Origin of the sequence: Streptomyces coeruleorubidus (assembly GCF_028885415.1) — a bacterium.
In the GTDB taxonomy this organism is placed as follows: Bacteria; Actinomycetota; Actinomycetes; order Streptomycetales; family Streptomycetaceae; genus Streptomyces; species Streptomyces coeruleorubidus_A.
On record NZ_CP118527.1, the window covers coordinates 9,175,551 to 9,196,145 of the forward strand.

Annotated in this window: 18 protein-coding genes and 1 pseudogene; 6 read left to right on the forward strand and 13 right to left on the reverse strand. The window is 69.5% G+C overall.

What is annotated here, in order from left to right; genetic code table 11:
- Positions 1–147 precede the first annotated feature (147 nt).
- Positions 148–1,653, reverse strand: a complete 1,506-nt coding sequence (locus tag PV963_RS42200) for a S53 family peptidase (RefSeq protein ID WP_274821716.1) — start codon at positions 1,651–1,653, stop codon at positions 148–150.
- 275 nt (positions 1,654–1,928) lie between these two features.
- Between PV963_RS42200 and PV963_RS42205 the strand changes: the two genes are divergently transcribed.
- Positions 1,929–3,053, forward strand: a complete 1,125-nt coding sequence (locus PV963_RS42205; RefSeq protein WP_274821717.1) for an acyltransferase family protein — start codon at positions 1,929–1,931, stop codon at positions 3,051–3,053.
- A 12-nt stretch (positions 3,054–3,065) separates the two neighbouring features.
- On the opposite strand, the gene PV963_RS42210 is transcribed toward PV963_RS42205, so the two are convergent.
- From PV963_RS42210 to PV963_RS42240, 7 genes and pseudogenes are all read right to left on the reverse strand, one after another.
- Positions 3,066–4,991 (reverse strand): ArnT family glycosyltransferase, encoded by a 1,926-nt coding sequence (locus tag PV963_RS42210; RefSeq protein ID WP_274821718.1) that lies wholly within the window; start codon positions 4,989–4,991, stop codon positions 3,066–3,068.
- 54 nt (positions 4,992–5,045) lie between these two features.
- Complete coding sequence (locus tag PV963_RS42215; protein ID WP_274821719.1) at positions 5,046–6,128, reverse strand: NlpC/P60 family protein; 1,083 nt, start codon at positions 6,126–6,128, stop codon at positions 5,046–5,048.
- 31 nt (positions 6,129–6,159) lie between these two features.
- Positions 6,160–6,640, reverse strand: a pseudogene (locus PV963_RS42220) (poly-gamma-glutamate biosynthesis protein PgsC/CapC).
- 118 nt (positions 6,641–6,758) lie between these two features.
- A complete protein-coding gene (locus PV963_RS42225) occupies positions 6,759–7,181 on the reverse strand; it encodes a hypothetical protein (protein ID WP_274821720.1) in 423 nt (140 codons plus the stop codon).
- A gap of 241 nt (positions 7,182–7,422) precedes the next feature.
- Positions 7,423–9,810: a transglycosylase domain-containing protein gene (locus PV963_RS42230; protein WP_274821721.1), complete on the reverse strand. Its 2,388-nt coding sequence runs from the start codon at positions 9,808–9,810 to the stop codon at positions 7,423–7,425.
- Positions 9,811–10,147: 337 nt separating this feature from the next.
- A complete protein-coding gene (locus tag PV963_RS42235; protein WP_274821722.1) occupies positions 10,148–11,677 on the reverse strand; it encodes an ABC transporter substrate-binding protein in 1,530 nt (509 codons plus the stop codon).
- On the reverse strand, positions 11,670–12,245 hold the full coding sequence (locus PV963_RS42240) for an IS607 family transposase (protein WP_274821723.1): 576 nt from the start codon (positions 12,243–12,245) through the stop codon (positions 11,670–11,672). The genes PV963_RS42235 and PV963_RS42240 overlap by 8 nt, the downstream gene beginning before the upstream one ends.
- 87 nt (positions 12,246–12,332) lie before the next feature.
- On the opposite strand from PV963_RS42240, the gene PV963_RS42245 reads away from it, so the two are divergent.
- Positions 12,333–12,611, forward strand: coding sequence for a hypothetical protein (locus PV963_RS42245; RefSeq protein WP_274821724.1), 279 nt, complete (start codon positions 12,333–12,335; stop codon positions 12,609–12,611).
- A 163-nt stretch (positions 12,612–12,774) separates the two neighbouring features.
- Here PV963_RS42245 and PV963_RS42250 read toward each other — a convergent pair whose 3' ends face one another.
- Together PV963_RS42250 and PV963_RS42255 are read right to left on the reverse strand one after the other, a co-directional pair.
- Positions 12,775–13,200, reverse strand: a complete 426-nt coding sequence (locus PV963_RS42250) for a nuclear transport factor 2 family protein (protein WP_274821725.1) — start codon at positions 13,198–13,200, stop codon at positions 12,775–12,777.
- A 315-nt stretch (positions 13,201–13,515) separates the two neighbouring features.
- Positions 13,516–14,241, reverse strand: a complete 726-nt coding sequence (locus PV963_RS42255) for a hypothetical protein (RefSeq protein ID WP_274821726.1) — start codon at positions 14,239–14,241, stop codon at positions 13,516–13,518.
- A 789-nt stretch (positions 14,242–15,030) separates the two neighbouring features.
- Here PV963_RS42255 and PV963_RS42265 point away from each other — a divergent pair.
- The 4 genes from PV963_RS42265 (at position 15,031) to PV963_RS42280 (ending at position 17,271) form a co-directional block, all read left to right on the forward strand.
- A complete protein-coding gene (locus PV963_RS42265) occupies positions 15,031–15,435 on the forward strand; it encodes a hypothetical protein (RefSeq protein WP_274821727.1) in 405 nt (134 codons plus the stop codon).
- A complete protein-coding gene (locus PV963_RS42270) occupies positions 15,432–16,259 on the forward strand; it encodes a hypothetical protein (protein WP_274821728.1) in 828 nt (275 codons plus the stop codon). Before PV963_RS42265 ends, PV963_RS42270 begins: the two co-directional genes overlap by 4 nt.
- A 38-nt stretch (positions 16,260–16,297) precedes the next feature.
- A complete protein-coding gene (locus tag PV963_RS42275; RefSeq protein ID WP_274821729.1) occupies positions 16,298–16,819 on the forward strand; it encodes a roadblock/LC7 domain-containing protein in 522 nt (173 codons plus the stop codon).
- A 77-nt stretch (positions 16,820–16,896) separates the two neighbouring features.
- Complete coding sequence (locus PV963_RS42280) at positions 16,897–17,271, forward strand: hypothetical protein (RefSeq protein ID WP_274821730.1); 375 nt, start codon at positions 16,897–16,899, stop codon at positions 17,269–17,271.
- 73 nt (positions 17,272–17,344) lie between these two features.
- Here the strand turns inward: PV963_RS42280 and PV963_RS42285 are convergent, their stop codons facing one another.
- The 3 genes from PV963_RS42285 to PV963_RS42295 all read right to left on the reverse strand — a co-directional run bounded on the left by PV963_RS42285 (position 17,345) and on the right by PV963_RS42295 (position 20,422).
- Positions 17,345–18,322, reverse strand: coding sequence for an alpha/beta fold hydrolase (locus tag PV963_RS42285; protein ID WP_274821731.1), 978 nt, complete (start codon positions 18,320–18,322; stop codon positions 17,345–17,347).
- 96 nt (positions 18,323–18,418) lie between these two features.
- Positions 18,419–18,913: a lamin tail domain-containing protein gene (locus PV963_RS42290; RefSeq protein ID WP_274821732.1), complete on the reverse strand. Its 495-nt coding sequence runs from the start codon at positions 18,911–18,913 to the stop codon at positions 18,419–18,421.
- Positions 18,914–19,057: 144 nt separating this feature from the next.
- Positions 19,058–20,422: an FAD-dependent oxidoreductase gene (locus tag PV963_RS42295; protein ID WP_274821733.1), complete on the reverse strand. Its 1,365-nt coding sequence runs from the start codon at positions 20,420–20,422 to the stop codon at positions 19,058–19,060.
- Positions 20,423–20,595: the final 173 nt, after the last annotated feature.

The window sequence follows — 20,595 nt, forward strand, 5'->3', positions numbered from 1 at the left end:
CGGGGACCCAGCGGGGGGCGACGGAAGCCGTGCAGCCAGAAGACGCTGCATTCGACGACCTGGCGGAAGATGCCCAGGCCAGTGCCGTGTGGCAACGGGCATCGCGCCGTCGGCCGGCGGCGCGATGCCCGGCTGGGGATCGGAAGGTCAGCCGCCGTGCACGGCGCTGACGAGGTCGGGCAGGAGCTTCGCCGCGTTCGGCGTCCCCAGTCCGGTGACGGGGTCCCATCCTGTGCCGGCCGAATAGCCCGGGACCGACGTCTCGGCGGTGTTGTTGCCCACGGTGACGTCGTTGAAGTCGGCCGCGTAGGTGGCCGGGTTGGACGCGAGCTTGTACAGCGCCGGGTTGATCCGTCCGAGTCCACCGTGGTTGATCTGGGCGGCGATGGAGACCAGGCCCGCCCACTGAGGACACGCCAGTGACGTGCCGCCGATGTCGTACCAGCCCGTGCTGCACGGTGTGCTGCCGCACTTCAGCCCGCTCTGGCCGTCGGGCGGGAGGGACAGGTACACCAGTGCTCCCGTCGACGGACTCGCCTGCAGGGAGATGTCCGGAACGCCGCGCATGGCGCCGATGGCTGTGCTGCCGGCCGGCAGCACGCCCGACTGATAGTCCGGCTTGGCGAAGACGCTGCTGTAGCCGCCGCCGGAACCGGTCCAGCCGGTCTCCGATTGGCCGGGGGCGTTCTGGCAAGCCCCCGGCGGGGAGGCGCTGTCGACGACCCTGCCGCTGGTGGCACCCGGGTCGGTGCACAGGTTCGTGCCGCCCACTCCGGTGACCAGCGGGTCGGACGCCGGCCACTCGACAGCGGGACCGGAGAGCGTCGACCCGCCCTGGCCCACCGGTGTCTTGGCCGAGCCGGCGCTTCCGTCGTCACCCGACGAGCCGAGAACGGTGACGCCGTTCTGTGCCGCCGACTTGAAGGCGTAGCGCAGGTTCTGAAGCGATCGGGCGCTGCCGAAGGCGCCCTCCGCCGAGGCGAACGACTGGGAGATGACGGTTGCGAGGTGATGCTCGACGACGTACTGCTCGGCGGCCATCATCTGAGGGAAGCCCTGTACCCCGAGGGTCTCTGCGGTGGGGGTGGTCACCAGCAGGATGTTGGCGCCGGGTGCCATGGCATGGGCGGTCTCGACGTCAAGAGCCACCTCCAGCGCCCACGCGCTCTTGTCCTCCTGCCCGGGGCTGTTGCTCGTGGACGGCGGCGCTTCGGTGGCGGGCGAGCCCTGCAGATGAAGCTCGCTGAAGGTCGGCATGCCGGACGCACAACTGACGCCCTCTTCCCCGCACATGGGCGCAATGCCGAATGCACGGTCGAAGACATGCAGGTCGTGGGCCATGGTGTCGCTGCCGTAGGAGTCGACGATGGCGATCGTCTGACCGCGTCCGTCGTCCCCGGCTGAGTGCAGCGGGCCCACGTTGTAGGCGGCCTGGATGGACTGTGGGGTGAAGCAGCGGCGTCCTGCTGACGCACACTGCGACTGGGTGGGTGGGGTCTGGCTGGTGGTCACCTGCGTGTAGTCGGCCACGGTAGGCCGTACTCGCGGATAGGCGGCCTGGTAGGCCGCGCTCGTCGCGGGGACGGCGCCCGCCGCCGCGAGGCTGAGGGTTCCCACCCCCGCGAGTAGCCACCGTCTGATGGTGCGTGCCATCAGAGTCCTTCCTTGAGTTCGAAAGGGGACTTACGCGTCCGCCACCTCAGGTGGGGGGTGGGTACAGGGGGTGCGGACGTGGCGAGGCTAGCCCTCGCGGCTGCCGGGCCAACACATTCGTCCTGTCAACAGTGATCAAAGAATGGCCCTTGCCGAACCGGTCGAGCGGGCGGCCCACACCGATGTGATGCTCCCCACGAGCCCGGAATGAAAGGCGACGATCGGGCAAGGCTCACGCGCATGCCGCACATGCACAACACTCGGCAGGTGACGTGATGGCGGCGGCGGCCGGGGCGACCCGGACGCCGCCCGCCACAGCGACCGCAGTCGAGACCGCTGCCACAACTCCGGTGCCTTCACTGCCGTCGCTCACGGGACTGCGATGGATGGCGGCGGTGCTGGTCTTCGGGCTGCATGTGCGCAACTTCGGATACTTCGGGGGTACCGGCGGGCGTATCGCGACGTGGGGGTTCGGGGCCGGGGCTACCGGGGTGTCGTTCTTCTTCATCCTCTCCGGCTTCGTCCTGATGTGGTCCGCACGGCCGGGCGACCGAGCACCGGCGTTCTGGTGGCGGCGTATCGCCCGGATCTATCCGGTCCACCTCGTCACCGCCGCGATCGCGCTGCTCATGGGCCTCACCCTGGCCCATCAGGTGAAGCCCACCCTGTATCAGGCCCTGGCCAACGTGCTGCTGTTGCATGCCTGGTGGCGCCCCTGGTGGCAGACGCTGGATCCCGTCAGCTGGTCGCTTGCCTGCGAGGCATTCTTCTACGCCGTCTTTCCGCTGCTGGCTCTCTGGCTGCGCCGCCTGGGAGCCCGGGGATCGGCCGTCCTGGCCGGTCTGTCGGTGCTGTCGGTGCTGGTGCTGGCCTGGTCGGACGCGCACCACTGGCTGGGCCAGCCGCTCTACTCCTTCCCTGCGGCCCGCCTCCCCGAGTTCGTCCTCGGTGCCGCTGTCGCCCGGATGGTCAGTCTCGGGCAATGGCGCGGGCCCAGCCTGGAGGCCTCACTCGCCCTGGCGATCATCGGCTACTTCCTCGTCCCCCAAGTACCCGCCGGATACCCGGCCACCACCTGCACCCTCATCGGCTTCACTCTGCTCATCCCGGCGGCGGCCGTCGCCGACCTGCGCGGCCTCCCCTCGCTGTGGCGGCACCGCAGGCTGGTGCGGCTGGGTGAACTCTCCTTCGTCTTCTACATGATCCATCTACTTGTGCTGCGGGTCGGTACCAACCTGCTCGGCAACTCTCCGCACTTCGGCGTGCTGTCCGCGCTGACCGCCACCGTCGTCGCGTTCTCCGTGGCGCTGGGGTTGTCCTGGGCCTTGTACGAGGGCCTGGAACGCCCGGCCAGACGACTGCTGCTGCGCCGCATCCGTTTCCAGGACCGTGTCCCGTGAACACCGCGCCGGTCAGCCGGCCGTCGGGCGGCAGTCATAGAGGGTGAAACTCCCGTCCGTCCGACGCTCTTCATATGCGCGTGGGGACACGCGTGAGCAGTGGCCCTTGACCCAGGTGGTCGCCGGGGTGCTCGGACGCTGGGTCGTCAGCATGGCGTAGCGGACCTGGTGTTCGCCCACCAGCGTGCTCAGCTGCGCCGCGGTCGGGAAGGGTGTCAGCCCGGTGAAACCGCCCATGACCAGCAGCGGATCGGAGGCGGCCCGCAGCAGTGGCTCGGCGGTGTACGCGGCCTGGGTGGCCAGCAGGTACTTCTCGCCGCTCCGATGGGCCGTCAGGTAGGCGAGCAGGGCCTTGTCACGGGCGCTCGGCGTGGACAGCCCGGTGCTGAACGTGGGCTCGCGGCCGTGCAGGTCGGCGTAGTTGCCACCGACCGGGCCGGCCAGTGGGGAGGTGGCGGCCCCTGCGTAGAGCGGGTCGATGCTGGACACCGCCCAGGCCGTGGGGAGGACGAGCACGGCGGCGACGCCGGCGGCCAGTGCCCAGGCTCGCTGCCGGGAACCCGTGCGCGGCCCGCGCTGCCCCAGCGCGGCGACGCTGCACAGGGCGAGCATCACGACCACGGGCAGCAGCCAGGCGGCGAAGCGGGTGTGTGCGTCCAGCAGTAGGGCCCAGCCCGAGGTCAGCGCGATCGCCGCGGGCAGTACCGCGCGATGCCAGGCGGCCTGAGGTGCCCGGTACTCCCGCCAGAAGGTGGTCAGGCCGCCGCCGCTCAGCGCGGCGAGCGCGGGGGCGATGACGGCGGTGTAGTAAGCGTGGTTTCCGTTGGAGGTGCTGAAGACGGCCACGTGCAGGGCCAGCCAGCCGCCCCAGAGCAGGAAGCCGGCCCGCGCCAGGTCGCCGCGCGGCTGCCCGGCCCGCCACAGCACCCCCAGCAGCGCCGCCAGCACGGCCAGCGGCAGGAGCCAGGCGATCTGAGGGCCGACGATGTGGTTGACCAGCATCCCCCACCCGGTGTTGCCAGTGGTGCGGCTGGCGGACGTGCCCGGTACTGCTCCCAGCGCGCCGGCGTCACCGCCGAAGCGGCTGATGCCGTTGTAGCCGAAGACCAGAGTGAAGGGGTTGTTGTTGGTGGTGCCGTCCAGGTAGGGGCGGTCGGCCGGGCGTGTCGCCAGCACCAGCAGCAGCCACGAAGAGGAGACCGCCAGCGCGGTGGCGCCCAGCAGGAGCGCCCGCCCCACGCGACGCAACGCCCCGCCCGGGGCCGCCAGCAGGTAGACCGCCACGAAGACCGGCAGCAGCAGCCAGGCCTGCAGCATCTTCGCCTGGAAGGCCAGGCCGACCCACATGCCGCAGGCCAGCAGCGGCAGCAAGCGTCCGCTGCGCGCCGCCGTCAGGAGCGCCTCGGCGGCCAGCACCAGCAGCAGGGTGAGCAGCTCGTCCGGGATGGTGGCCCGGTCGAGCGCCGCCGTCACGGGAGTGGCGGTGAGCGCCAGTGCCGCGATCAGGGCGGCCGGCGGCCCGGCCCAGGCGCGCACCGTCCGGTGCAGCACGTAGACGGTGAGCACGCCCTCCAGCACGTGCGGCAGCGCCACCGCCCAGGTGTGCGGGCCGAAGAGCCACACCGAGGCCGCGTCGGGCCAGAAGCCGCCGGGTGTCTTGTCGATGCTGATCGTGCCGCTGGGGTCGAGGCCGCCGAAGAGGAACGCCCGCCGGCTGGTGGCCATGGAGCGGATGGCCGCGCCGTAGTAGGGGTGCACGGCGGCGTGGTTCAGGCCCCAGCCGTAGAGCAGAGCCGCGGCGGCGAGCACGCCGAGCAGGCTCGCGCGCTCCCAGCGCGCGGGGCTGTCCCACCCCGCGTCGAGGGCGTCGCTGCGGCGGGAGCGGTCGGCCCTGCGGCGGTGCGCGCCGGTTTCCCGGGCGCGGGGAGCGGTGGCCATGAGACGGGGTCGTCCTTCGCGGGGTGCTGGTTGGGCTCGGGGTGGTAGGTACCGCTACAGGCGGCGGGCGGCGCGGAAACCGCGGGCGTAGAAGTCGGTGCCGTCGAGCAGGGCGTGGCCGGCGAGGTCACCCATGGTGGGGCCGTTGGCGGCGGAGCGGCTCGAGTAGAAGCGGGGGCGGCCCGCGTTGTCGAGGCCCAGGTACATCCCGCAGTGGTCGATGACGTTCGGCTCGTTCTTGATGATGGCGAAGAAGACCAGATCGCCGGGTTGCAGCACGCCGAGGTCGGTGGGCTGCCGGCCCTTGTCGGGGATGAGCAGTTTCCCGGGGCCGTAGGCGGCGATGGCGTAGGCGCGGCGGGGCAGGCCGACGCCCGCGGTGTTGGTGTCGTGCATGGGTATGCCGATCCGGTAGCCCCACACCAGGCGCTGGAAGCCGGAGCAGTCGACGTCGCTGTAGCGGGCCTTCTCCGGCTCGACGCGGCTGCCGTCCGGGAAGGTCCACGGAATGCCGAGGTAGTCGTAGAAGTCGGACCGCTCGTCGTGGTAGCCGAAGTCCAGGGACGAACCGACACCTGGATTGCGCGGCCCGAAGTGGGCCGTGCCGGCGTAGCGCACCCCGGCGGAGTCGTGCTTGTCCGGCGCCCCGGCGCTGCTGTACTGGAACGCGACCGCGAAGACGTCCGGGCTGGTGTCGCGCAGCGCCTCGGGGAACCACCGCTTGAACCAGGAGCTCTCCTCCCTGCCCTGCCGCCACTCGCTGGGCAGGACGCGCACCCAGGCGTCCGTGGTGACGGTGGCTGTGGTGGTGCGGGGTTCGCTGAAGGTGCGGGACGGGCCGGTGAGCACGGCCGTGCGGGCCCCGTCGGTGAAGGTCGCCACGACGCTGCCGTCGGCGTCCCGTACCACGGTGCGGGCCGGGTTGCCGAGCCGCTCGAACCGGTGGCCGCCCACGGGCCTTGCCTGGGGCACGGAGCCGTCCACCGTGGGGATGTTCGCGCCGGGGCGGTGTTCGAGGCGCTGCCAGGCGTAGGCGCCGCCCGCGCCCGCCGCAGCGAGGCCGGCGAGGGAGGCAAGGACCTGACGGCGGGTCAGGCCGCCGTCCCTGCCGTGACCGGACCTGGAGTCGGGATACATCTCGTCCTCCTGAGGCGTGCGAGGCGGTGCGTCAGGTGGTGGGCACAGCGCCGAGCAGCAGCCCGGCGGCGATGATCACGTAGGTGGCCAGGGTGACGGCCGTGGTGGAGAGCACGGTCGCCCCGAACGGCTGGCGGACGAGCTGGTACGCGATGAGGCCGGGCACGATGAAGCCCAGCGTCTGCGAGGTGTACAGCAACGGGAACTGATCGTTGAGCGCAAGCATCACGGTGGTCTGCATCACCACTGCGCACACGACCACCGCGGCGAACAGCCGCTTGCCATAGAGGATCACGTTGCGCTGCAGCAGCCGGGTCGCGCCGTAGGTGAGCGCGGCCACGCCGACCATCATCGCCGCCAGCTGCACATGGGTGACAAGTGTCAGCGCCACCCAGCGGGGTGATCATCCCGCCGGGTGAGAGGTTGGTGGTCAGGTAGCACACGAGGGAAAAGACCAGGCCCAGCGCGATTCCCAGCGCGGCGACCTGCGGTGTGAGGTTGGCGGATATCACGGTTGGCATTGTGCGGCGGGCGGCGGCGTACACGCCGGACGCGCTGGTGATCGAGTGCATGGCCGTGCTGCCCGCGCTGGCCGGGCGAAGTAGAGGATGCGGGCGCCGGATACGGCGGTCACGAGCCGCGGCGGGACGGTGGTGCGCTCCGCGTCTGCGGCCAGGCCCTCCACGCCGATCCCGGCGAGCGGCACGGTCCCGCCGCTCGCGGCCAGCAGGTGACCGGTGGCCGGATCGACCAGGGCGGCGCCGTGTCCGATCGGCGGCCGGCGACGATCGCCTTGAGGGCCGTCGCGGGCGCGGTCGTACTGGTCGGGGTGTATGCCTCGGCAGCTCGGCGCAGCGTATTCGCCTCCGCGCTGATGGAGCCCCGGACCGACACGGCAGCGTCCGCGGCGATCTGTCGCTCGGTGTCCCGCACCGCAAGCGGCAGTTGCTCGCTGGGGATGGAGCCGAGGGCGTAGACGGTGAATCCGGCGACCGAGAGCAGAAGCACCATCAGGATGGCGACCGGCGGGCGGACGCCGCCTATGAGCGGCATGTCGGCGCGGCGGCGAATGCGGTGTCGTCGCGGCGCTCGTGCGTACGTGGACAGGGCGGGGTCCTCTCACAGCGCCGACAAGCACCTGCAAAAGCCGACAACGGTCGCTGAACGCACACAGGTTATTACGGTTTGGTCATGGTTCCTTCACTTCTGGGCGTGAAAGCGGTAAGGATCAGGATCCGCCGCCTGCGCACCTCATCGTGAGACGTTCTGGAGGGGCCGGCGCCGGAGCCCCAGGTCATCGGTGTGGTGATGGTCCGCCACCGTTCCCCTGCTTGCCGCCTCCCGGGCCGAAGAGACCTCCGGTCAGGCCGGGACTGGTCGGCGAGGGGGAGGGTGTGGGAGCGGTGGGGGAGGCGCACCCGCCCGGGATGTCGCTGCACGGCGTGATGGACGGGGACGGTGCCGGTGTGGTGGGTGAGGGGGTGCTCGAGGGCGACTCGGTCGGGGATGCCGAGGGGGTGGCGGACGGAGCGCCGTTCTCGTTGGCTCCCTGTCCGAGTGGCGGTGCCGGAGGGAAGGACTTCACGGGCTGGCCCTGGAGGGCGGCGGACATGTAGCCGAGCCACACCTGGGTGGGCATGTCCGCGCCGAAGACCTTGCTGTACCCGCCGACTCCGGACATGGACCGCAGGCCCGAGTTGCCGGAGCCCTCCTTGAACATGGTGACCGCCGTGGACAGCTGCGGGGTGTAGCCGATGAACCAGGCGGACTTGTAGTCGTCCGTGGTGCCGGTCTTGCCTGCGGCGGGCCGTCCGAGGGCCAAGGCGTTGGTGCCGGTGCCGTGCTCGACCACGTCCCGCAGCACGTTTGTGACGGTTTCGGCGGTCGAGGCGGGCATGGCCCGGGTGCCGGCGGGCGGGGTGAAACCCGGGAGTTGCCGCCCGCCGTCGAGGACCTTGGTGACCGAGTAGGGCTCGTGGTGGACCCCGTCCGCGGCGAAGGTGCCGTAGGCGTCGGCCATGCGGATGGCCGACGGGGTGGAGGTGCCGATGTAGAAGCCGGCGGTGTCGTACTGGAGGCTGCTGCGCAGCAGGCCGGCCGCCAGCGCCTCGTTCTCCACGGTGTCGTACCCGACGTACTCGCCCAGCTGGACGTACGGGGTGTTGACCGACTGCTCCATTGCCTTGCGCAGGGTGATGTAACCCCACTTGGTGGAGACGTCGTTCTGCTGATGGAGCAGCCCGGTGGGGTCGCTGCCGTCCGGGAGGTACTGTCCCTGCTGGTTCTTGATCTCGATGCCGTTGTCGCCGTCGAACCTGCTCTCCGGCGTGATCGGCGACGGCGGCCGGCCGGGGGAGAGGACCGCGCCGTGGTCCAGGGCGGCGGCGAGATCGAAGGGCTTGAAGGTGGAACCGACCGGCACGCCGGAACTGTTGGCGTTGTCCGTGTAGTGGCCCTTGTTCCAGCCGTCGCCGCCGTACAGGGCCACGATCGCTCCGGTGGCCGGGTCGACGGAGGCGGCACCGACCTGCACGTTCCGGTCCGCCGGCCGGTGCCGCGGGTCCAGGTGCTGCCCCCGCATCCTGGCCACCGAGGCGCTCAGTTCGGCGACCTGGTGCCTGTCGAACGTGGTGTAGATCTGGTAGCCGCCCTGGTTCAGCTGCTGGTCGCTGATGGACGAGTGCTGCTCGACGTACTGCTCGGCGATCTGGACCAGGTAGCCGACCTGCCCGCTCATCGAGCCGGAGCGGGACATCGGTTTTGGCACCGGGAAGCCCGCCCGCAGATACCGCTGTTCCTGTGTGGGGCTCAACTTCCCGATGGCGGCCATCCGGTTCAGCACGTACTTCCAGCGGGCGGTGGCCTGGGGGCGGGCCTGCGGGTCGTCGGCGTTCATCATCACGCTCGGCTCGTTCACCGTGGCCGCCAGGAACGCTCCCTGGCTGACGTTCAGCCTCTCCACGGGAAGGTGGTAGTACGCCTGGGCGGCGGCCTCGATGCCGTAGGCCCCGCGGCCGTAGTAGTTGCTGTTCAGATAGCCCTGAAGAATCTGCTGCTTGCTGAGCTTCGCTCCGATCTTCAAAGAGATCATGATCTCCTTGAACTTGCGCGACAGGGTCTGGTCCTGGCTGAGGTAGGTGTTCTTCACGAACTGCTGCGTGATGGTCGACCCGGACTGCACCTGGCCGCCCTCCGCCATGTGGTACAGCGCCCGGAGGATGCCCTGGGGGTCGACGCCCGGGTCGGTGTAGAAGGACGCGTTCTCCGCCGCGAGGAAGTCCCACTGCACATCGGACGGAACTTGCGACAGGCTCACGTTCTGCCGGTTCACCTGGCCCACGCTGGCCATCTGCGAGCCGTCCGACCAGTAGAACACGTTGTTCTGCAGCTGGGTGTTCGGATTGACGCTCGGAACGGACACCGTCGCGTAGGCGAAGCCAACCGCGCCGACCGTGGCGCCGACGAGCAGCATGAGGACGGTCGACACCTGCTTCCAGGACGGCAGCCAGCGCCGCAGACCGCGTCTGCCGGCCCGCGGATAGTCGATCAGCCGCTTCCTCCCGGACGTCCCGCGCCGGGAGGAAGCGGCCGGACGCACACCCGGGCCGTGTCTCTCCGTCGTCCTGCGCGGCCAGCGCCGGTTCGCCGTCTGGGCGGCCCTGCGCATCTCCGCTCGGGTCATCCTGGGCTGTCCGCCCGCAGGCCCCTTTTGCGAAGGAGTCCCGCTACGGTAATCGCTCATCCTTGTTGCCTTCAGTGAGATACGCATGCCGGAGCCGGTCGTAAGAGGCGTGACCGTGCGTGCGGGTGAGAAGGCCCTGTGCGGGTGAACGGCCCACCGCTTTTGCTGCTGTGTCGGTTCGAGGGACCGGCGCCAAGCTGAGCCTAAGCAGACCATGCCGGGCAGAGGCGACTGCTTGGCGCCCTGTTGACCGCTCCATCGGTACGAAATGGCCTCCGGCTGACCGACTCGATACTTCGATCAGGCCCTCGACCGATTCGAAGACGTGTCCTCTGGCTCAGCCGTTCGACCCGGCCGGGGTCGTGGTGGTCTTGAAGCCCTCGGTCTTGTTGGCCTGGATGGCGAAGTCATTGGTGAACGTCTTGCTGAGGTCCACCGACGACTTCACGTTGCCGACCAGTTGCTCCGTGGCCAGAACGGTCTTCGGGCCGCCGGCCGGCATCAGGCCGTCGGGGAGGAACTGGCCCTTGTCCTCGGTCAGGGCCGCGATGTAGTCGGCCTTGGTCACCAGCTGGTTCGACACGTACGACGCGGGCAGCTTGTTCGCGATGTCGGCCGCGCTGTGGGTGTTGATCCAGTGCATGGTGGCCACCAGCGCGTCGACGACCTTCTGCACCGTGGCCTTGTGCGAGTTCACCCAGTCGGTGCGGGCGAGCACACTGGCCGCTGGATAGGCACCGCCCATCGCCGCCGTCGCGCCGGAGGTGGTGGCCAGGTCGATCGCGGAGGTACCGACGCCCTTCTTCTGGATCGCGGCCACCGTCGGCTGCGTCGTCATCACGCAGTCGACCTTGCCGTTCTGCAGCGCGGCGATGGCGGTGGAGCCCGCCCCGACCCCGATCCGGTGGAACTGGCCGGCCTTGACGCCCTTCTTGGCGGCCAGGAACTGGGTGAGGGTGTCGGTACCGGAACCCAGGTCGGTGACGCCGAGGGTCTTTCCCTTGAAGTCGGCGCCCGAGCGGACGCCCGACTTCGTGGTGCACATCTCGCGCTCGCCCGGCGCGCCGGAGAGCTGGACGACGTCCTCGACCGCCTTGCCCTTCGCCTGGAACTCGATCGTGTGGTTGTACCAGGCACCCGCGTGCTTGGCGTTCGCCAGGTCGGAGAGCCGGGCCGGGAGCTTGATCGACACTTCGCCCTCGGGCGTGATGCGAATCGTCTCGTTGCCGAACCTTTTCCCCGACTCGCCGTCCGCATGGAGAAACCAGCGCCCGGCTTCCCACCGCTCACGCCACTCGGCCTCGGTGAGCTGCGCCTTGTGGAGGTTGTTACGGGTGCCCAGCAGACGCTTACCGCCCCGCACGACGTGCACCCGGCCCGCGTCCCGGTCGGCCCGAACCCTGTCGAGCCGGTCCTCCAACACATGCAGGCGGCGCGCTTTGTTAAACCACTCGTGTGCTGAGCGGTAGCCGCCCGGAGTCCGCTTGGTGCCCTTCTGGCCGACCGGCAGCGACAGCCGGTGCCGGATCGTCGTGATACCGGCTTCGAGGGACTGGACGTGCGCGGCCTGGCCGCGCCGGGCGAGCGCCCACTGGTCATGCGTGGCCTTCGTGATCGACCCGGCCCACCTGGACGACGACTCGGCCGTCAGGTCCCGCTTACGGGCCGCCCATGACTCGGTGGAGTGCTCCAGGCCGTCGGCGCAACGCGCTTTAAGGTCCTTCGAGGCGAGCGAGCCCAGGTGCGCACCCACCAAGCGCAGAACCTTCTCATCCGCGGGCGTGAGGTCTCCCAGCCGGGTACGTACCGCCACACCGGACGGGCCGAGAGCGACGAACGGCGCGGCGATCGGGCGGAGGTCAGCCATGTTCGGCCGCTTCCAGTGCCTTGCGGGCGCGGTTCTTCGCCGACCTGCGCCCGTACAGACGGGCGCAGAACGACGTCAGTACCTCCACCATGTCCCGCACCAGGTCGTCTTCGACCTCGCCGTCGTCCACCACCAGCAGGCGACGGCCCGTCGCGGACAAGGCGGCCTCGACAAGTTCGACGTTCATCCGGCCGAGCCGGTCCTTATGCTCCACCACCACGCAGGTCACGTTCGGGTCGGCCAGCAGACGTTGAGCCTTGGAACGGCAGCCGTTCATCCCGGAAGCGATCTCCGCCTCAACACGAATGACTCGGTGACCGGCCTTCACTGCCCACGCCGACAGCCGAGCGACCTGGCGTTCCAGATCGGTCTTCTGATCGTGCGAGGACACGCGGGCGTACAGGCCCAGACCACCGATGGCCTCGGGCGTGGTGTTCGCGTCGATGTTCACCAGGATCGTGCGCGGCCCGACGCGCTGAGCCGGTACCGGCAACGTCCCCTCACGGAACCAGCGATACGCGGTCTGCGGATGCACGCCCTGCGTCTTCGCCCATTCCGTCAGATTCACACCCCGACAACGACACTCACTCACACATGGTTACGCTCACTTACCCGACATCGCGGACCAGCAGGTGAAGACCCCATCATGGCCACCGTGACGTTTGAGACGGTGCCGGAGGAACTGCGCAGCCGCGTGCTGAGCGCGACAACGGCCTCGGTGCAGATGGTCACTCCGCTGGGCGGACTGGCCGCGGGCTCCCTCGTGGATTCGGTCGGCTTGTCCTCCACGCTGCTGGCGGTTGGCGGTGTGTATCTGCTCGCCACGCTGTGCCCGGTGATCTTCCCGGCCTGGAGGCAGATGGACCGTATCGGTTCTCCCCGCGCCAGGGCGGAGGGCTCGCTGCCGCAGCGTTCGGGGGCGAAACGGGTGTAGTCACGGAGACGGCCGTCTCGGCGCTGCTCACGAACACCTGACGTCGGTGCTCCCCGTCGCGGTACTCAAGCGGGGGGCCGGCCTTCTTAGTCCGGAAAAGGTCCCCGATGTGGATCTGCAGTTCGTCGGGGCCTGACCGCACCGCGGCCAGGCCGAGGAGGGACTACTGCGGCACCGCGCCGAGGATCATGCGGTGCCCGCGGGCGGTGTCCATGTATTCGCGCACCCGGTGGATCAGCTCGTCCCGGAGCTCGAAAACGAAGCAGTAGTCGTTGGCGTAGTGGTTGCCGTTGGCCAGAGTCGCCGTCATGGTCTCCTCCACGACCACCCGCTCGCCGTGGGCGTGGAACTCGTGGAAGGTGACCGCGACGTCACGCACGAACAAGCGGGGGAAGTCCTCAGCGAGGAAGCGCACGATCGCCTGCTTGCCGACCATGTGGCTGGGGGCATCCAGGGCGATGGCAGTAGCGTTGCCTGGCGGCGCGAGCCACTCGGCGTCCTCGGTGAAGACCGCGGCGATTCGGTCAGCGTCGTGGCTGGCGAATGCCTTCCAAGCGTTCTGGACGATGCTGCGGCTCTGCTGTGACATGCCCGCGACCCTAGGCGACCGCAGGCGAAAGGGCTGGCGACGTTCCGACAACACCCCCTGGGATCTCAGGGCTGACGCCTCCGCCTTGCGTAGTACGCACCGCTCGGTACAGGCGCGCGGTTGTCGCCTACCTCTGGAGCACCATCTGCATTGGCCGTTGTCGCCAACCCGGCGAACCTATGCGGTCACGGCACTAGCGATATTTGATCGTCGCGATGCCCCTCCCCGTCACACCCGAAGTAATCGAACCGGGGGTATGGGATCAGCCGCTCAACACACTGAAGAGACGCGCTTCAGCCCGGATGAAGACGCTGGCTATGGGAGCAAGTAGGTCGTACAGGCCGGCCCCTGCTGTGTGCGAGTTTCACACTCGTCCTCGGTCCCGTCACCAGCGTTGAGGGCGATGATGTGGATGGCCCCCGCCTGTGGCGGGGGCGAGAGGGGAATGTTGATCCGCTGCTCGACCACGCCCTTGTCGTTCGGCCGGAGGGAGCTTGAGTAGAGGTCGACGCCCTCGTCGACCGGCTCGCCGTCAGCCGTCTCGGCGGCTACGTAGACTCCGATACTCGACCACGTTTCGACACCGTCGGCGCGAATTTCGAAGCTCAGTCGCAACGAAGATCGAGAACCGTCGACCCTGACATCCGTGATGCTCGGCCGACCGTTGCCCCCGGCGGCCTTGGCCGCGCCGATGACCGCCACGCTCAGCGCCACCATGTAGAAGACCACACCGAGAACAAGCACAGCGGTCTCCCACAGATTGCCCCGCCGTGTGGGGTGAATGAGCAGAGCCACGATGCTGCACACGATGGCGACGATGGCGCAGAGCGAGGCCACATAGATCGGCCACGACTCGTTGTTGAGAGCAACGAAGACAAACTCGCTGCGGAGCCCGAGTGCGGTCATGACTCCCGTGACGGCGACGAGGGCGCCGGCGAGGATTTTGGCAACGTCATCCAAACGCTTTCCGATGCTGGCCTGGATCATGTCGGATGTCGGGTCAGGGGCGGGGGCCCTGCTCAGCTTCTGCACCCCACTCATGCCACACTCCTCGCCGTCGGCTCCAGGCAGTCAACGGAACGCTCGCCGGGCGCACGAGCGTACAACGCCGCATTCGTGCAGGAATGCCGACGAGGCGCGGGCCAGAGCATGTCTCTTTGATGTGGTGAGCGGTTGATCCGATGCACCAGGTTCGGTTATCGAGCCTGAACGCGCGATGCTGGGTGTGGTTGTCGGGGTTTGATGGTGAGACCGGTTTCGGTGAGGCATCCGCCGATGAGGTCGCTGCGGCACTGGATGGTGCGTAAGCCGCGCTTGACCACGCGGATGAGGTGGTCAGGGGTGGTGAGGCGGTGTTGGACAGGGATCGGATCCGCGCCGTGCCCAGGTGCGGGCGGTCGGCGGCGTCTCGACACTCCGACCTCGTCCTCGAAGACGATCCAGGCGCCGAGCGCCGCCGCGCGTCTTTACGGAGGTCGGCGCGCGCTGCTGCGCAGGCCTGTCGGCATCGTCGTCACCCGTGTCCGAGGGGGCGGCGAGAGCCACAGGGTTCGATCTGATGACGTGTCAGTAAAGCCAGCAAGTATGCGACTCGCGGTGGAGCGTGGATTGCAGGGCCCGGCTCGCTAAAGCGCAGGTCAGGCTATAGATCGGAAGCCCTGGAGCGTGACGGGACAGGTTCCGCTCGCTTTGGATCGATCTCATTCGTACCTCTGCCCGCTCCACTGCACATTCCTTTGGAAAATGCCAAAGCCCTCACCTGGGCCGAGTACTTTCCGTAGTGTCGTGCTCACGTTCACGGGAACAGCCGTGCAGGGGAGGGGATTCGGCGTGCCCGGAATCGACGAGAGTCTGCTGGAGGCCATGCGGCTGCCCGGTGCGCGAGGGGCCGCGGTGGTCGACTGGATCAGTGGTCTCGCCCTGGGCGCGGTGGGTGACGCACCGGGCGGCGACCTGGAGGCGACGGCCGCGGAGACCGCCGAACTCGCCCGCCTCGCCACGGAGAGCGGCGCGCTCGCCCCGGCCGGCGGCGACGCGGGCGGAGCGTCCGGCAAGGAACCACCCGTGCAGGACCTGATCATCACGAACACCGACTCGTACCACCTGCTCAGGTTCGTCACCACGACCTTCGACAGCACCGTGTTCCTGCACTTATGGCTCGACCGCCGCGAGGGCAACCTCGCACTGGCCCGCATCCGGCTGGCCGAGATGGCGGACCGACTGGTGCTCGGATGATCACACCGACCCGGACCGCACGCACGGACGAACCGGCCTCGGCCCTGCTCGGCACCCTCGCCGCACAGGGCGCGAGCGGCGCCCTCTCCACCGAGGCGGGGATCGTCTACCTCGCCGCCGGACACGTCGTCCATGTCGAGTCCGCCCTCACCCCCGACATCGGCGACCTGCTCACGCACAGCGGCGCGCTCGCCCCGGCCGGCTGGTGGGAGGCGATCGACCAGGCCGGCCGCCGTTGCCGCGTCGGCCGTCAGCTGGTGGACAGCGGCCACCTCGCCGCCGGCGCGCTGGAGCTGTGCCATCTGGGCGCCCTCTTCGACGCGGCGTACTTCGTCCTCGCCCACGACGGACCGGCGCTCCGCTTCCGCCCCGGAGTCTCGCACTGGCTCGGCGCGGTCCGTGCCGTGCCGGTGGACACGGTCCTGCGCGAGTCGAGACGCCGCCGCGAACTGCTGCACCGCATATGGCCCGAACCCGCCATCGACCTCGCCCCGCTCGCCCGCGTGCCCGGCCCCGACCCGGCGGATCTGCCGGTCCGCCGCAGCCGCACCCTCACCCAGGTCGACGGCGTCCGCACCGCCGCACAGATCGCCACCGCCCTCGCCTGCCGCACCTTCCACACCCTCGTCGAACTCCGCCGCCTGGCCGCCGCCGGGCTGGTCGTCCCCAAAGCCCCCGCCCCCGCCCCTTCCCTTGCCCCCGCCCCTGCCACCGCCACCGCCCCCGTGTTCGCCGAGCCGGGCCCCGCCCCTCGTCCCACGGCACCGGACGAGCCCGACACCGCACTGCTGCGACGGCTCCTGCACGCCTTGGAGGCACTGTGATCCGCGCGCGACGACAGCGTGCCGAAAGGAGACTGCTCATGGCCGTCGAGACCGACGTCCTCGACGAACTGCGTCGGCTCCGCACCCGCATACCCTGGCTGACCGGTTCGCTCGCGGCCACCGTCGACGGACTCGTCCTCGCCCACGACGTCCCGGACACCGAACCGGAGGGACTCGCTGCGCTCACCGCCGCCGCCCTCGGCGTCGCCCACCGCATGACCGACGCCGCAGCTCGCGGCGACTTCCGCGAGCTGCTGGTGCGCGGCTCCGGTGGCTACGTCGCCACCTACGCGGCAGGGGCGACCGCCGTCCTCACCCTCCTCGCCGGGGACCGCGTCAACGTCGGCCGCCTCCACCTGGAGGGCCGGCGCAGCGGCGCCCGGATCGCGGACCTGGTGGCCACGCACGTCGGGCCGGGCACCGGCCGCCACGCCGACCGGCCCGAGCCCGCCGAACACCTCGCGACGGCGCCCCCTGCCACGGCCCGTCCCATCGGCACCCTCCCGGTACGCACCCCGCAGCGGCCCACCCACCAGCCGCGCCCGCAGACCGGCATCTGAACCTCCCGAACCTCCCGACCTCGCGAACCTTCCGACCGACCGAAGAAGCGAAGCACCGAACGAAAGGAACCGTCCGCATGGCCAACACGGAGACCGCGCTGAAGGAATGCCTGAGCTCCATCGACGGAGCGACGGCCGTGGCACTCGTCGACTACACCAGCGGCATGGCGCTCGGCACGCTCGGCGGCAGCAAGGACTTCAACCTGGAAGTCGCCGCCGCCGGCAACACCGATGTCGTACGGGCCAAGCTGCGCACCATGGAACTCCTGGGCCTGCAGGAGGAGATAGAGGACATCCTGATCACTCTGAACTCCCAGTACCACCTGATCCGCCTGCTCAAGGGACGCGGCGGCAGCGGACTGTTCCTGTACCTGGTGCTCGACGCGAGCCGCGCGAACCTGGCGATGGCCCGCCACCAGCTCCGCCGGATCGAGAACGACCTGGAGGTCTGAGCCGGCACCACCGGACCGGAGCCCTCCGTCATCGGCATGTCGCGGAGGGCCCCGGCACACCGGATCGCCGCACCTACGGTTGGGGAAGGCCGGCGAGCCAGTCGGTCAGGAGCCGGTTGGTCTCCGCCGGGCGTTCCTGCTGGAGGAAGTGTCCGCAGCCGTCGAGGATGTGAGAGGCCGTCAGTCCGGGCAGGGTGGCCGGGTACGCCTCGATCGCGTCGGCCAGCCAGGTCGTGGACGCGTCCAGGCCACCGCCGATGAACAGCGACGGCTGTGTGACGGGGGCGCCGGCGAAGTCCGCCAGGTCCTGCCAGTCCCGGTCCATGTTCCGGTAGCGGTTCAGGGCGCCGGTCATTCCCGTGCGTTCGAACTCCCCGGCGAAGACGTCCAGGTCGGCCTCGCTCAGCCAGTTCGGCTGGCAGCCGACGGGGAACCGGTCGCGCAGCGTCCCTCCGCGGGCGACGAAATGCGGACTGGCTTCGGGCATCGTGCCGGCGGACAGGGCGGCGTAGAAACCCGCGAGCCAGCCGCGCACGTCGGGCTCGATCTCCGCCTCGGCCCGGCCGGGCCGCTGGAAGTAGGAGACGTAGAACTCCTCCTCGCCGCCCATCCGCGCGAACACCTCACTGGGCCTGGGGCCGCCGGGCGGCGTGTACGGCACGCTCAGCAGCCCCACCGCGCGGAACACCTCGGGCCGGATCAGCGCGGACGTCGCGGCGATCGTCGCACCCCAGTCGTGCCCGACGACCACCGCGGACCGCTCACCCAGCGCCTCCACCACGGCGACGTTGTCCTCCACCAGTTCGGCCATCCGGTACGCGTCCACCGCCGCCGGCCGGGACGAACGCCCGTAGCCGCGGACGTCGACGGCCACCGCGCGATAGCCCGCGGCGGCCAGGGCCGGCAGCTGATGACGCCACGCGTACCAGGATTCGGGGAATCCGTGCAGCAGCAGTACCAGCGGCCCGTCCCCCTGCTCGACGAGGTGGACGCGGCCGGCCGGTGAAGGGACGAGGCGGTGCGTGCGGTCGCCGGCGGACGTCTGCGACATGGATCCTCCTGCGGTCCGGAGAGTGGCGCTCGGTCCACCGATCATCCGGCGCCCGCCGCGACGCACGCCAAGCCTGTTGCCGGTTCGGCAAAAGGCTCAGCCGTGGTACGTGATGTACCCGTTGCCGTCCTTGTCGGATCCGCTCTTGGTGTACGAGTGCACGTCGGCAGGGCTGCCGGACGGCTTGTACACGTAGATCGTGTCCTTGTCGTTGTTCCACATGAAGTTGCAGTTGTCGCGGTAGACGACGTTCTTGGCGTCGGAGTCGGTTCCGTTGCCGCCGCGCAGCTTCACGTAGTCACCCGGCTGAAGGGTGTGGCTCGCGGTGAAGGTGAACTTGTTCCCCGCGGCGTCCTTGACGACGTACCCCTTGAGGTTCACGGTCGTCGACCGCGAGTAGTTCTTGATCGTCAGGTACTCCTCGTCGGTGTTCCCCGTCGAGCAGTTGTTGGAGTCCCTTCCGGGAGCGTCGTACTGGATCCCGCGGATCTTCAGCGCGGAGTTGTACTCGGCGGCCTGGGCCGGAACCGCCGTCAGGGCGGCCAGGGCTCCGGCAGCGGCGGCCGTGGTGGCGACAAGGCGTATACGCATGGATGTTCGTCCCCCTTGCGTGACCCTCTGATGAAGGTCATGTGATGGTTTGGTGAAGCACCCGGATCGTACACGGCTCAAGAACGCATAAGGGCGGGTCCGGTGACATTGCCACCGGACCCGCCCGCAGGGTGTATTGGGACGTCAGGCGCCGCTCGCCCGCAGCATGTCCTCGCGCTCGACGATCTTCACGCGCTCGCGCCCCTCGGGCTCGCCCAGCGCCTTCTCCGCGGCGTCCAGCTTGTACCAGCCGTCCCAGGTGGTGAAGCGGATGTTCCGCTCGGCGAGGAACGCGTCCACGGCCTCGGGGGCGGGGGTGGCGGGCGTGTGCAGCCGGTCGTTCGCGTAGTCGTCCAGCAGGTTGGCCACCGTCTCGTTCGCGTCGCCCTTGGTGTGACCGATGAGGCCCACCGGGCCGCGCCGGATCCAGCCGGTGACGTACGTGGACTGGAGGTGCTCGCCGGTCTCCTGCATGACTCGTCCGCCCTCGTCGGGGACGGTGCCGGAGTCGATGTCCCAGGGCAGCTTGGGGAGTTTGTCGGACAGGTAGCCCACCGCACGGTAGACCGCGTCGACGTCCCAGGTCTTGAACGTGCCGGCGCCCTTGACGTTGCCCGTGCCGTCGAGTTCCGTGCGCTCGGTGCGCAGCCCGACGACCTTGCCGTCCTCGCCGAGGATCTCGACCGGCGACTCGAAGAAGTGCAGGAAGAGCTTGTGGGGCCGGTCGCCGATGTCGCGGATCGCCCAGTTCTCCAGGGTCTTGGCGACCATGTCGGCCTGCTTGTTGCCGCGCCGGGTCGCGATCGAGCCCTCGTCGTAGTCGATGTCCTCGGGGTCGACGATGACCTCGATGTTGGGGGAGTGGTCCAGCTCCCGCAGCTCCATCGGGCTGAACTTCGCCTGTGCCGGGCCACGGCGGCCGAACACGTGGATCTCCTTGGCCCGGTTGGCCTTCAGGCCCTCGTAGACGTTCGCCGGGATCTCCGTCGGCAGCAGCTCGTCCGCCGTCTTGGCCAGGACGCGCGCGATGTCGAGCGCGACGTTGCCGACGCCGAGCACGGCGACCTTCTCCGCCTCCAGCGGCCAGGTGCGCGGCACGTCCGGGTGACCGTCGTACCAGGACACGAAGTCCGCGGCACCGTACGAGCCGTCGAGGTCGATGCCCGGGAGGGGCAGCGCCCGGTCGGCCATCGCGCCGGTGGCGAAGATCACGCCGTCGTAGAACGCGCGCAGGTCGTCCAGGCCGATGTCGGTGCCGTAGTCCACGTTGCCGAAGAGCCGGATCTGCGGCTTGTCGAGGACCTGGTGCAGGGCGGTGATGATGCCCTTGATCCGCGGGTGGTCGGGGGCGACGCCGTAACGGATCAGGCCGAACGGCGCCGGCATGCGCTCGAAGATGTCGATGGACACGCCGGGTTCGGCGGCCACCTCGGACTTGAGCAGGGCGTCGGCGGCGTAGATCCCGGCGGGGCCGGATCCGACGATGGCTACCCGCAGGGGGCGGGGCATGGTCAGGTTCCCTTCGAGCGGCGACAAGCGATCTCGCCGTGAAGCCTAAACTGAGGCATGCCTAAGTTGGTACGCGGGTCCGGTCTATGAGCTCATAAGGCGACTTTATGACCTGTCGTAGGGGGCCTTATGTTGGGGCCTGGGGTCTGGTGGCCGACTGTCCGGCCTGACGC

Excerpts from the sequence above, each read along its gene's own strand:
- PV963_RS42200 (WP_274821716.1), bottom strand. The coding sequence starts at position 1,653 with ATGGCACGCACCATCAGACGGTGGCTACTCGCGGGGGTGGGAACCCTC.
- PV963_RS42205 (WP_274821717.1), top strand. The coding sequence starts at position 1,929 with ATGGCGGCGGCGGCCGGGGCGACCCGGACGCCGCCCGCCACAGCGACC.
- PV963_RS42210 (WP_274821718.1), bottom strand. The coding sequence starts at position 4,991 with ATGGCCACCGCTCCCCGCGCCCGGGAAACCGGCGCGCACCGCCGCAGG.
- PV963_RS42215 (WP_274821719.1), bottom strand. The coding sequence starts at position 6,128 with ATGTATCCCGACTCCAGGTCCGGTCACGGCAGGGACGGCGGCCTGACC.
- PV963_RS42225 (WP_274821720.1), bottom strand. The coding sequence starts at position 7,181 with ATGCCGCTCATAGGCGGCGTCCGCCCGCCGGTCGCCATCCTGATGGTG.
- PV963_RS42230 (WP_274821721.1), bottom strand. The coding sequence starts at position 9,810 with ATGACCCGAGCGGAGATGCGCAGGGCCGCCCAGACGGCGAACCGGCGC.
- PV963_RS42235 (WP_274821722.1), bottom strand. The coding sequence starts at position 11,677 with ATGGCTGACCTCCGCCCGATCGCCGCGCCGTTCGTCGCTCTCGGCCCG.
- PV963_RS42250 (WP_274821725.1), bottom strand. The coding sequence starts at position 13,200 with ATGTCACAGCAGAGCCGCAGCATCGTCCAGAACGCTTGGAAGGCATTC.
- PV963_RS42255 (WP_274821726.1), bottom strand. The coding sequence starts at position 14,241 with ATGAGTGGGGTGCAGAAGCTGAGCAGGGCCCCCGCCCCTGACCCGACA.
- PV963_RS42270 (WP_274821728.1), top strand. The coding sequence starts at position 15,432 with ATGATCACACCGACCCGGACCGCACGCACGGACGAACCGGCCTCGGCC.
- PV963_RS42275 (WP_274821729.1), top strand. The coding sequence starts at position 16,298 with ATGGCCGTCGAGACCGACGTCCTCGACGAACTGCGTCGGCTCCGCACC.
- PV963_RS42280 (WP_274821730.1), top strand. The coding sequence starts at position 16,897 with ATGGCCAACACGGAGACCGCGCTGAAGGAATGCCTGAGCTCCATCGAC.
- PV963_RS42285 (WP_274821731.1), bottom strand. The coding sequence starts at position 18,322 with ATGTCGCAGACGTCCGCCGGCGACCGCACGCACCGCCTCGTCCCTTCA.
- PV963_RS42290 (WP_274821732.1), bottom strand. The coding sequence starts at position 18,913 with ATGCGTATACGCCTTGTCGCCACCACGGCCGCCGCTGCCGGAGCCCTG.
- PV963_RS42295 (WP_274821733.1), bottom strand. The coding sequence starts at position 20,422 with ATGCCCCGCCCCCTGCGGGTAGCCATCGTCGGATCCGGCCCCGCCGGG.